Below are 12314 nucleotides of genomic sequence, written 5' to 3' on the forward strand. Positions count from 1 at the left end.
TACAATTTTTTTAAGTTCTTAGAATCCGATATTTACACCAAAAGTGAACGTCTTAGTTCTGAAATATGAAGTACGTTGATCAATACCCGGCGCTAAAGGCGTACCAGTAGTTCCTCCTTCGTTATAATGTACTTCAGGATCTACGCCTGTATAGCCAGAGATAACAAATAGATTTTGTCCAGAAGCATAAAATCTAATTTTCTTGAAAGCCGATTTCTTGCTAAGGTTCACATTGTAACCTACAGTAATGTTATCAAGCTTTACAAAATCTGCTTTTTCTACGTAATAGCTATTCCAAGATTCTCCTTGTTTCAGGTTCGACAAATAGTATTTCGTTCTTACAGGGTTATAGTTATTTGATGCCGCTGGACTTTCATAATAAGCTCTGTTGATGTTCACCAAACTATGTCCAAATGCACCACGGATTAAGAAATTCAAATCGAAATTTTTGTATTCAAGACTGTTGTTCCAAGCCAATTCAAACTTAGGCAAACCATTTCCAACTACTACATAATCAGCTCTAGTGATTTGTCCATCGCCATTTTGGTCTTTAATAATTCTTGCTCCTTTATCATCCACACCTTCAAAAATTGGCGCCATAATGTCTCCGATTTTCTCTCCTTCTTTCAAACGAACGACCAAAGTACCGTTCAAACCCGGAGGGCCTAGATTGGCTAAGAAAATCTCAGATTGCTTTCCATCAAAACTTACCAATTTGGTATTATAAGTAGAATAGACCAAACCTGTATTATACACCAAACCTTTGATTGCCTTTGGCATTACAGCATAGTTCAGTCCTACTTCCAAGCCATTACTTTTTAATTTACCGATGTTCAATAAGGATGTTCCGAAGAAATTTGGGGGCACAGAAACACTTACTGTTTGCAGTACATCTTTGGTATTACGGACATAATAATCAACTGAACCCGTCAAACGATTGTCAATCAAACCGAAATCTAAACCAATGTTGGTTTCTGCTTTTTGTTCCCATTTCAAATCTGGATTTGGGTTTGAAGCCACCGCAACACTTGGCACGAAGTTACCTTCAAATAAGAATCTCGGTCCAGTTCCCAAACGTTGCAAATACTCATAGTTTTGGTTTGGTAAAGCACCCGTTACACCATAACCTGCTCTTAGTTTAAGTGTAGTTAATGCTGAAATTTTCAAGGCTTTCAATAAATCTGCCCCACCACTTACTGAATAAAAATTCCCCCATCTGTGATTCGGTCCAAATTTAGAAGAACCCTCATGTCTGATTGCAGCCGATAAGAAGTAACTATCTTTATAATTCAACATAGCTCTACCAAAGAAAGCCACTAATCTTGATTCTTCTTTTGCACTGCTAATTCCAGCTAATTTATTGGCAATGTCAAGCCCTAAACCTAAGTTATTATACAATAAATCATCGGTGATAAAGTTACCGTTAGCTGCATAAACATTTTCAAAAGATAACATTTGTCTTGAATAACCACCCACTACATTTACTTTCAAATCGTTAAAAGTCTTTTTGTAAGAAGTAGTCATTTCAAACAATTCGTTATTGCCATCTTGAGAGAATTTCGTCGCTAAACCGCCTCTACCACTTGCTGCACCATATCTCATTTTTGAACTTAAATACGTAGAAGCCATATTGTTATCAATTTGATTCGAATAGAAAGCTCCAACATTCCAGCCATCTAATACCTCAAAATCTGCACGAATACTTCCTACCAATGTTTTAATTTTCCCTTCCGAAGTAGCTTCTTTGGCAATGGCTACTGGGTTATGAAATTCTGGACTGTTTGGTTCTAAATATCCTTTAGCGGGGTCATTATCTATATACACTGGAGCAGTTGGATTAGCAATAATGGCAAAACGAAGCCCGTCTGTAAAGCCATAACTTGCATTACGGTTGGTTACCCCAACGTTAAAAGACAAAGTCAAACGGTCGTTAATAGCTCTTTGGGTTAAATTCAAACGAGCATTAATTTGCTTGAAGCCCGTTCCAATATAAATCCCTTCAACATTTCTGTAGTTGATAGAACCTGTATAACTTGTTGAACCAGCAGAATTTGAAAATGATAAATTATGAACATTCGAGATGCCTTTTCTCGTTACTAAATCTAACCAATTGGTTTTATAACCAAGGTCTTGTCCGCCTGCTTCTACAAATTGCTCAGGTGTTGAGTTTTGAACAAATCTTGCTACTTCTTCGCTAGAAACATAAGTATTGTATTCGATACTTGCTTTACCATCTGTCGTTCCTCTTTTAGTCGTCACGATAATTACGCCTGACGAACCTCTTGTTCCATAAATTGCTGCCGCAGAAGCATCTTTCAGTACTTCAATAGATTTAATATCATTTGGATCTAAAGCATTTAGTGACCCTCCAATTACTCCGTCAATCACAATCAAAGGCTGAGAATTCGCACCAAAAGTAGAAAGCCCTCTTAATCTGATACTAAAATCTTCGTTAGGGTTACCGCCCGGTCTTACAATTGATAAACCCGCTACTTTCCCTTGTAATAATTGTGCTGGATTGTTTACGTTTCCTCTATTGAAATTTTTTGCATCAATTTTAGCGACAGAACTGGTTAACTCTTTTCTTTCCACTGTTCCATAACCAATTACCACTACTTCATTCAATTGTGTATTATCATCTTCAAGAACAATATTGAATACCTTTTGTGAGCCAACCGCTGCCTGAAAAGGCTTATAGCCAACCGAAGTAAATACCAAAATTGATTTTTCATTTTTTACTGCAATTGTATATTTACCGCTTGCATCCGAAACGACCCCGTTTCCTGTACCTTCTTCTCTAATACTTACACCCGGTACTGCTTCCCCTTTACTGTTAGTAACCGTACCCGTTACTTCAGTCAAGACAACAGCATTATCCATTGTATTATTAGCGGGGTCTTCGTTTTTTTGAGATTCCGTTACTTCGTTAGAACTCAATAAAATTCTCTTTTTACTAACCTCATAGCTAATCTTGAGAGGCAAAAGAAGCCTATCTAATACTTCAGAAAGTTTCTCGTTTCTAGCCGAAAACGATACTTTCCTCTTTGCCTGAATTACTTCGGCACTATACATAAACTTGACATCCGTCAGTTTTTCTACTTGCGTTAAAATCGTTTTGATATCTCGGTTCTCAATAGTCAAAGAAATTTGCTGATTGAGTACCTCCTGTGCATGAGAATCCCGAGCGAAAACAAAGCTCGTGAATAAAACAACCATGCAAATTTGAATCAACGTCACCTTCATAATTCCCAATAGTAATCGTTGTAAATTGTGCTTTTTTTTCATACTTTTGACTGTTTTGTACGGTTTTTAGACATATCTGGACAAAATATTCCCCTGAGATTTTGTGCAAAAAAACCTCGAAATTAAAATCCGTTTTTGGGGAGACGTAATGGAATGGAGTCGGTAGTGGTGCAAACACTATCGGCTTTTTTCATGTAAAGTAAACTTATGTTTTCATAATTAAATTTGGGGTTATGGTTCGTATTTATAAATGGTAATTCATGTAATTCAGGTCTAAAAACCGCAATAAATTCAATAACGCTTTTCTTATACGTTTTTAATTTTACTAATTTTCAAAAGCACACTCCAACATCAATTCTTAAATCTTACCTACCTTACCTAAAGTCATCAAGTCTTAAATCTTGCGTCTTGCTTCTCTCTTACTTCTTACAACTCTTCACATTCATCACAATTTGTCCATCAATCATTTCATAATTTCCGTGGATAATTTTACTAATAAGATTCAGTTTTTCAATCAAAGGTTCATCCGATAAAGTAGCCGTAAGCGTACAATTAGCCACTTGGTTTTCGTCAACAACGATTTTGATGCCGTAAGCTTTCTCCAATTTTTCAAAAACATCCATCAATGGCGTTTCGTCAAAAGTAAAATCATTTTCAGATAGTACTGGATTGATAATGGCTGGACTATCAACTAATTTCTTTTCAAACTTTGCTGTTTCTTTCAAATACTCTACTTTCTGATTCGCAGTAATGATTACACCACGAACAGCAGGATTGGTGTCATTTTTCAACTTTTGCCATTCATTATTTTCAAAGACTGATACTTTACCAGTTTTTACCAATACTTGCATTTTGTTGTCGCCCTTGGGAGCACTGATGGTAAAACTTGTTCCTAATACTTTGACAACCAATTCATTAAAATGTACAATAAAAGGCTGGTCAGGATTTTTTACTACATCGAAAAAAGCTTCTCCAACTAAATTTACTTCTCTTAATTCTTTATCAAAACTCTCTGGATAACTCACAGAGCTATTAGGTTCAAGCGTTACTTTAGAACCATCTGGCAAAAGCACATTCATGCTTTCCGTTCCTTTGTTTACTTTTTCTATTTGGTCAGATGATTGGTCGTTGATAAACAACTCTGAAATTAAACTATTCACGCTTTGCTCACGGTTGGGCAACAAAACCCACATTAAGCCAACAATTAAACAAACAGATGCTGCAGCGACGAGCCAATCTACAATTCTAAATTTCTTTACTGGTGCAACATCCTCAATATTCAAGTTTTTTTCTTCAGCTTTTTCCCAAAAATCTTGTATTTTATCTTCTACATATTCCTCAGAAATTTCAGGTTGCATATTGTGAATATTCAATAAATACATTCTCGCTTTTTCTAATTCATGACGGTTACTTTGGCTATTTGATAACCAAAGCAACAAATCATCATTAGCATCGAGTTCTTTGTTGAATACCCAAGCCCTAAATGCTTGATGATTCACAAAGTCTATTGCCTTGAAATTATCATAATTATTCATATATAAATCAAAATTTGTACTCGTTTACTTAGATTAGAAAAATGAAGGACTGAGATACTCGTTTTTTGACAAAAAAAACGAAAAATAATTACCTAAAAATTCAATTACCTGATAATCAATCCATTAACCCCAATAAAAAGATGGAAGCTAACCAGTTATTTCTGAGAATAACGATGCTTTGTTGGAGAAGATTCGAAACCGATTGCTTGTTAATATCCATAATAGCAGAGATTTCCTCATGGCTGAGGTTCTCGTAATATCGCAAGTACAAGGCTTCTTTCTGACGCTTGGTCAGTAATTTGAAGTATTCATTAAATTTAGAAAGCAATTCATTTAAATCATCTTCTTGCAAAAGCATGAATTCGATGTTTTCAAACTCAATCATTTGCTCGTCTTCTTGTTCAAGAAAATCAGTCGATAAATTACTTTTATTAACAGCTCTGATTAAATTATTTCGAAGTGCTTTGAATAAATAATTTTTTACAGAAGCTGGCGTAGAAAGGTAGGCTTTACGTTCTAATAATTCTAAAAATAAATCCTGAATCGTGTCTTCAATCAAAGATTTATTTTTGGTGAATTTTGTACCATACTGCAAAAGAGAGCGGAAATATCTTCTCATCAACTCGCTCAGTGCATCTCCGTCTCCATTTTTGAAGTTAAGCCATAAAAGGCTGTCAGAAACATGCTCTTTAGTATGTAATGTTACAATTTTCATATTCAAATGATTCTCGGATGCTCAAACACAAAGAGCATCTGCAAATACATACAAATGCTACATTGGGTTTTACATTGAAAAGTTTAAATGTGTTTAATTGACACAAAACTATATGTTTTTTTCTTATAATAATACTTTTATCCAAAAATATATTTGTATAATTAAATATTAAAAGAGATTCTATTCAGAAATGGTTTAAAATCATCTTTACTCCTCATTTTCAACACTTTTCTTGCGCCAGTAATTTGCTAGAATTGAGCCTGAAATATTCATCCACGGACTGAATACTGCGGCTGGTAAACCAACAGTTCCTAGTTTCCCCATTCCACCTGCTAAACCAGATGCCATTCCACCATTTTGTAAACCCACTTCAAAAGCAATTGTCCGAGATGAATTTTTATCTAAACCAAACAAACGACTTAGCCAATAACCAAAAAAGTAACCAGAAGCATTGTGAATCACAGAACTGATGAATAATAAAAAGCCAACTTTCATTAAATTTTCTCTCCCAGCAGCGGTTGTCACCGTTGTAAAATAGATGATTCCAAACATTGAAATGTAAGGCATAATTTTATCTAACTTCGGGAAAAGCGTAGCTCCTTGATGATACAAAACACCCACTACAATAGCAGCCAATAAGAAACTTAATACTTCTAAAGATTGAAGTACTTCGGAAGAAAGTGATGACGATTCAAACCAATGCCAAAGTCCAAAAGGTAAAGCGAATAGCCAAATTAAGGAAATGAATAAAAGAAGGTTCACATTTTTCTTTCCTTGTGGAGAAGCCATTTTCAAATAATCATGCAATAATGCCGCACTGATGGGAACAATAACGATTTTAATGATTTCCATCATCATATTGATAAAATGAATCTCTATTAAAGTTCCCGCTAATAATTTCATGATAAGCGGTGTTAAAAACGGTGCTACCAAAGTAGCCATTGCCGTTACCACAACCGATAAAACGAGATTTGCTTTGGCTAAATACACCATCACGTTTGAAGCCAAACCACTTGAACATGACCCAATTAGGATAATGCCAGCAGCAATTTCTGGTTCAAAATCAAAGATTTTCGTCAATAACCAACCCATAAATGGCATGATTGAAAAATGACAAAGTAATCCAATCGCTACTCCTTTTCCCGTAGAAGCCAATCCAGAAAAATCATGAATACTCATCTGAATACCCATGCCAAACATCACAAATTGAATGATGATTAAAATAAGCCATTTGTTTCTTAAATCAATCGTTCCCCAATGTGTAAAAGCGGCAGGATAAACCATTCCTGCCACAACAGCCGTGATAATCCAAGCAGTATATTGATAGTTTTTCAAGGATGGAATGCAAGCCATACCAATTGTAAAACTAAGTGCTGAAACAACAGCCGAAACTTTGCTTAACAATGGGTTTTCTTGCACAAGCGCATACAGCAAAACCAATATTGAAATGGCACTAATTCCTAGTAGAAATTGCTGAATACTTTTCATGACAAAAGAATGGTTGCTAGATGTTGAACAGCAATGGTTGGACTCGCTAAGATTGGCACTTTTTTATCCGCTTCATCCAAAGTATCTACAACTCTCGCCATTGAAGCTTGCGCCAATAAAATAACATCTACTTTGGTCACTAATTCTTTCAAAGCGGTGGCTACCATTTCATCATGTTTAGTCGCATCGCCACTCATCAATGCTTCAAAAGCTCCTTCGCATAATACTGAAACTAATTCAATTTCTTTATCTACTTTCTCAGCACGACGAAGTACTAAATCGCTAGTTGGTCCTAAAGTAGTTGGAAGAGTTGCAATTACTCCGATTCTCTTACCCGTTTGTACAGTCAAATCCGCCATCGGTTGGTCAACTCGTAAAACGGGTACGCCTGTCAAAGCCTCAGAAGCTTCCACCGCCGCACCAATTGAAGAACAAGTAACCATGATAAAATCTGCGCCAGCAGTTTCTGCTGAACCCACATAATTTACCACTCTTCTTGACACGTCTGGTCTAAGTTCGCCATGTTTGATAACGTTCTTTATCAGGCTATCATCCACAATATTAAACACTTGAATTCCAGGCAAGTATTCGTTACAAAGTTGTTGAAAAACAGGCACCAATGTTGCCGAAGTATGAATTAATCCTAAAGTTTTTGCTTGCATTTTTTTATCGCTAATGATTTATTGCTTTATAATTTTCCGTCTAATAATATTCCGAAGTATCGTTCATCGCCTACTTGTCCGCCTTTAAAATTGACTTCAATGCCATTGATAAAAGGATTAGCTGAACGAGCTTTACAAACTGGTGCGCCTGCCACTAAAGGTGCAATCATTTCTACTGCTTCAATTTTCATTGCCCTTGCCGCATAACTTGAAGTATCGCCTCCAGCTATGACAACTCTTTTTACTTCACTTTCAGATACAACTTTTTTGGCAATCAAGCCCAATGCTTTTCCTAGTTTTTCAGAAGATAAGGTTGCTTGTACATTAGTTTTACTTCCGTTGGTATGAATGATTAAATGATGACAATTTTGGGCTAAACTCACCGCCTTTTCTAAGTACTCTTTCAACAATGCTTCGTTGATTTCTGTATCACAAATTGCCTGAGCATCGATAATGATTTCTTTAAAACCATGTTCTAATGCCCAAGAAATTTGGCGTGAAGTAACGGGCGAACAACTTCCTGCAATGACTAATAATGGATTGGCTTTTTCAAGTTTTTCCCAAGTCGTAACAGCTTGAAGCTCTTGAATTTCATTCCAATATTTCCCTAAAGCCATTTCTATTCCCGAAGAACCTACTGAAAATAAAGGCTGATCTGGTTCTGCTAATTCGTCCAATAATCTACCGATATTTGAAAATTGTGATTCATACATAGCATCAATCAAGAGTACTCCAGCTTGTTCTTCCAGTTGTTTCTTTAAACCTTCTTTCAATTCCTGATAAGGTTTTGCTACTTGAAGAATATCCAACAAACCTATTTTTTTATCGGTCTGTTTTGCTAAATGTATTCTTAAATCACTTTCATCAGCAGGCGTTACAGGATGTTTACTCATAGAAGGATGGCGGTCAAGTCTGTGAATTTGTCCTTCACTCCCGATGCCCATTCTAGCAAATAAATTTCCAAAGGCACAATAACGCCCCAAAGAAGGTGCTGCAACCAGTAAAGGAATACAAGTATTTTTGAAAACGGACGCTCCAACATCAATCGCTTTTCCGATACTTCCGATATTGGGAGAAGAATCAAAAGTTGAGCATACTTTATAATGCACGTGTTTTACACCCAAAGCTTTTAAGGCTGTGAAAGTCGGAAAGAGAGTCTCTTCCATCTGCACAGGCGACATTGACCTCGACAAACCCGCTACTCCGATGGCTTTTAAATCGGAATAAGCAGATAGTTGTGTAGCCGTTGGTGCTTCGATAAAAAGGGCTGTCTTCGCTCCTGCCCTACTCAGAAACTCCAAGGCATCCGTCGAACCTGTAAAATCATCGCCATAATATGCCATGAGTAAATGATGATTCGCCATATTATTTCGAGCCAAATTTTTCTACAGATTTCGCAAATTCAGGATAGATTTTCGCTGCTCCTTCAATGTCTAAACCATCCACTGCTGCTTGCCAAGCTTGTTGTAAAGCGGTTACGCCAGCTGCTGGTCCCATAGGATGCGCCAAAATTCCACCACCAGCCATGTACAATATGTCTGTTGTTTTGGTACGGCGGTAGGTTTCGGGTGCTTGTCCACCCCACTGTCCTGATGAAACTACTGGTAAAACTTCGTATCCGCCTAACATTGGTTTTAAGCAAGCTTCAATCGAAGCCACGACAGAATCATCACTTTCCCAGAATTTATTTTGAATCCCATTAACGTGTAGCTGGTCAACGCCAGCCAAACGCCAAAGTTTTTGATAGGCTCTAAAATCTATTCCTAATAATGGATGTCTGGTTAACATTCCCCAACCATTTCTATGTCCATGAATTGCCAATGCTCCTTGGTCGCAAATCTTTTTAGTACCAGCCACGCCAACGCTATTGATACTAACCATAGCACAAGTTCCGCCAGCATTTACTACTTTTTCGTAGCGGGCTAACATTTCATCTGTTTCACCGCTAATGTTAAAAGCATACATGATTTTCTTCCCAGTTTTATCTGCAAAACGATTAATCACGTTCATTACTTCATCTACTCTTTCATTGAAAGGCGAGTTAGCTGTTGAAGAAAGTAGTTCATCATCTTTGATAAAATCTATGCCAGCTTCGGCAAGTGTTCCGACTAAAGTTGCTGTTTGTTGTGGCGTTAAACCTACGCTTGGTTTTATAATTGTTCCAATTAAAGGACGATTTTGTACATCCGTTAATTTTCTGCAACCTGCAATACCAAATTTTGGTCCTGAAAAATGATTGGCATAACTCTCAGGAATGTCAATATCCATCAATTTCAATCCTGTAAATTGACGAATTTCGTATAAATTACCTTGTAAGGAAGAAATCAAAACGGGCAAATTATAGCCAAAATTTTCAATCGACCATGATACTTTTACGATGGCACGATGATACTGGTTGTCTTTACTTTCTGAGCCAGGAATAGCGGGCGTTGAAACCGTTTCCAGAAATTCAACTGATTCTACTCTGGCAGCGAATCTTTGTTTTAATTCTTCCGTTTCGCCCGGTACTGCGGTGAAAGTACCAGAAGATTGTTCTCCTGCTAAAACTGCGGCAGCAGATGCTGGCTCGAAAGGCGTTTCTATAAAATATGTTGCTGTTATTCTTTCCATAAAATTTTATCGGCTAATAGGAATCCAAACTTCCATTTCTGAGTGCCCACGGTTACTCCAAGCATAGTAGGGGATTAAACGTACTTTGGTTGAAACGGGCGTTTGTTCTGATACTTCTCTGTATAATTTATTTGACCAAGTACTTGCATCAACGATTTTTGCTTCGCCGTCTAAGGCTGTAATCGGACTGTTTTCAATTGTCATGCTACTGGTTTTCCATTTACTTTTTGGTGAAATTGAAAGTGTGTTTAATTTCACATTGGCATTGTCAACCGATTCCAAACAATATACAATTGGTCCTCTTTTTACGGCTACTTGGTTTCTGATTTCTTCTGCTAATGGATTGGCTTCAATCATTTTCACCGTCATTGGTAAAACAATTTCAATTTTATCCGAAGCCGACCATTTTCTATTTAATTCAACATAAGTTCCTGTTTCAATTTTACCCGCAAATAATTTTCCGTTGATTTTGATACTTGCGCCTTTACTCCATTCTGGAATTCTTACAAAAACTGAAAAAGGATTTTTAGCAACTTCTTTCAACTCAATGCTGATATTGCCATCCCAAGGATAATTTGTCGTTTGCACCAAACTAATTTTTGACCCATCTTTTAAAGAAGTAGAAAGCGTATTGGCTCCGTACAAATTCAACCATAAACCCTTGTCAGAAACACTGTAGGCATAAGTATTAATTTGGGCGATGGTTCTAACAGTATTTGGCGGACAGCAATTTGATTTACTGATATATTTTTGTCTGCCACCCATCCAACGCAATTGATAAGGATAATCATCAGAAGCACTTAAAGGATTGGTATAAAAAAACTTATCGCCGTCTAAACTAATGCCCGATAAAATACTATTGTACAAAGCCAATTCCATCACATCGGCATACTTGGCTTCGCCTGTAATTTGTAGCATTCGCCAATTCCATAATAAATTTCCAATGTTCGCACAGGTTTCATTATGAGCAGAATGGTTGGGTAATTGATATGATTTTCCATAAGATTGATGCACTTTTTGAACGGTATCAGGTTTGTAAGAAGTACCTTCTGGCGAAACGCCATCATACAAAGCACCACAACCACCCGTGATGTACATTTTGTGATTAATGACATCATCCCACATCAAATCTAAAGTTGATAATAAAGTACTGTCGCCCGTTTCTGCAAAAATATCAGCTGCACCAGCAAACAAATAATTTGCTCGCACAGCATGACCAACTACTTTTTTCATTTGTCTGAACGGTACTCTATCTGAATTATCATCCGTTCCTTCCGAAAGCCCACGAATATTGATAAGTCTCTTCGCTAAGGCTAAATATTTCGGTTCGGAAGTAGTCCTGTACATTTCAATAATACCCATGTAGTGCGATGGACAAATGGCATTTCTTGCTTGTTCTGGACTGGCATTATTGTAAAATTCAATCAGAAAATCTGTCGCTTTTTTGGCAATATTCAATAAAGATGTTTTGCCTGTTACTCTATAATGTACGCAAGCTGCCGTCATTAAATGTCCGAAATTATAAGCTTCAAAACTTAGCTTATCGTCAAACATCTTTTGTTCGCCTGTTTTCTTTTGTTGAATAATTGCCTTTGTATAAATGTAGCCATCAGGCTTTTGGGCTTTACCGATTACTTCGATGGCATGATCCATCAATTCATCCAATTTTTTATCTTTCGTAGAAGCGTACATACTCGCTACGGCTTCCAAGGTTTTATAAAAATCACCATCATGAAAAGACGGACCTTTGAAAGCTCCACTCTCTAAGCCAGCAGCGATTTCAAAATTTTTGAAAGAATGACTCAAATTTGCATCCGTATAATTCTTCCATAAAGTAGGAACCATCGACGAACGACACACCGAAAAGCGGTCTGCCCAAAAACCAGAAGTCCACGTTACATCACCAAAATCTATACTTTGTAATCTGGCATTTGGACTTTTAGCCGTATTGACCAAGCCTTTGTTTTGGGCTTGAGAATGACTCACGGAAAGTATTAGTAAACACAATACTCCTATTTGTTTCATGAATGTTTTCATATTTTCTTCAACGTTGAAATTGTC

At 36.8% G+C, this 12314-nt stretch carries 8 protein-coding genes; all 8 read right to left on the reverse strand.

Annotated features, from left to right (window positions below; genetic code table 11):
* Positions 1 to 18: 18 nt before the first annotated feature.
* Complete coding sequence (locus tag ABID42_RS03645) at positions 19 to 3285, reverse strand: SusC/RagA family TonB-linked outer membrane protein (RefSeq protein ID WP_367282477.1); 3267 nt, start codon at positions 3283 to 3285, stop codon at positions 19 to 21.
* A gap of 377 nt (positions 3286 to 3662) precedes the next feature.
* The gene (locus ABID42_RS03650) at positions 3663 to 4778 is read right to left on the reverse strand and encodes a FecR family protein (protein WP_367282478.1); all 1116 of its coding nucleotides are present in this window, start codon (positions 4776 to 4778) and stop codon (positions 3663 to 3665) included.
* 115 nt (positions 4779 to 4893) lie between these two features.
* On the reverse strand, positions 4894 to 5493 hold the full coding sequence (locus ABID42_RS03655; protein ID WP_367282479.1) for an RNA polymerase sigma factor: 600 nt from the start codon (positions 5491 to 5493) through the stop codon (positions 4894 to 4896).
* 207 nt (positions 5494 to 5700) lie between these two features.
* Complete coding sequence (locus ABID42_RS03660; protein WP_367282480.1) at positions 5701 to 6981, reverse strand: bile acid:sodium symporter family protein; 1281 nt, start codon at positions 6979 to 6981, stop codon at positions 5701 to 5703.
* Positions 6978 to 7643, reverse strand: coding sequence for an aspartate/glutamate racemase family protein (locus ABID42_RS03665; protein ID WP_367282481.1), 666 nt, complete (start codon positions 7641 to 7643; stop codon positions 6978 to 6980). Before ABID42_RS03665 ends, ABID42_RS03660 begins: the two co-directional genes overlap by 4 nt.
* A gap of 26 nt (positions 7644 to 7669) precedes the next feature.
* On the reverse strand, positions 7670 to 9007 hold the full coding sequence (locus ABID42_RS03670) for a four-carbon acid sugar kinase family protein (protein WP_367282482.1): 1338 nt from the start codon (positions 9005 to 9007) through the stop codon (positions 7670 to 7672).
* 1 nt (position 9008) lies between these two features.
* On the reverse strand, positions 9009 to 10253 hold the full coding sequence (locus ABID42_RS03675; RefSeq protein ID WP_367282483.1) for a ribulose-bisphosphate carboxylase large subunit family protein: 1245 nt from the start codon (positions 10251 to 10253) through the stop codon (positions 9009 to 9011).
* A gap of 6 nt (positions 10254 to 10259) precedes the next feature.
* Positions 10260 to 12290, reverse strand: a complete 2031-nt coding sequence (locus ABID42_RS03680; RefSeq protein WP_367282484.1) for an aceric acid hydrolase — start codon at positions 12288 to 12290, stop codon at positions 10260 to 10262.
* Positions 12291 to 12314 lie beyond the last annotated feature (24 nt).

Source organism: Arcicella rosea (assembly GCF_040543805.1).
Lineage (GTDB): Bacteria > Bacteroidota > Bacteroidia > Cytophagales > Spirosomataceae > Arcicella > Arcicella rosea.

What these genes read in the sequence shown, in the direction of transcription:
- ABID42_RS03660 (WP_367282480.1), bottom strand. Translation starts at nt 6,981, where the DNA reads ATGAAAAGTATTCAGCAATTTCTACTAGGAATTAGTGCCATTTCAATA.
- ABID42_RS03655 (WP_367282479.1), bottom strand. Translation starts at nt 5,493, where the DNA reads ATGAAAATTGTAACATTACATACTAAAGAGCATGTTTCTGACAGCCTT.
- ABID42_RS03680 (WP_367282484.1), bottom strand. Translation starts at nt 12,290, where the DNA reads ATGAAAACATTCATGAAACAAATAGGAGTATTGTGTTTACTAATACTT.
- ABID42_RS03650 (WP_367282478.1), bottom strand. Translation starts at nt 4,778, where the DNA reads ATGAATAATTATGATAATTTCAAGGCAATAGACTTTGTGAATCATCAA.
- ABID42_RS03675 (WP_367282483.1), bottom strand. Translation starts at nt 10,253, where the DNA reads ATGGAAAGAATAACAGCAACATATTTTATAGAAACGCCTTTCGAGCCA.
- ABID42_RS03670 (WP_367282482.1), bottom strand. Translation starts at nt 9,007, where the DNA reads ATGGCGAATCATCATTTACTCATGGCATATTATGGCGATGATTTTACA.
- ABID42_RS03645 (WP_367282477.1), bottom strand. Translation starts at nt 3,285, where the DNA reads ATGAAAAAAAAGCACAATTTACAACGATTACTATTGGGAATTATGAAG.
- ABID42_RS03665 (WP_367282481.1), bottom strand. Translation starts at nt 7,643, where the DNA reads ATGCAAGCAAAAACTTTAGGATTAATTCATACTTCGGCAACATTGGTG.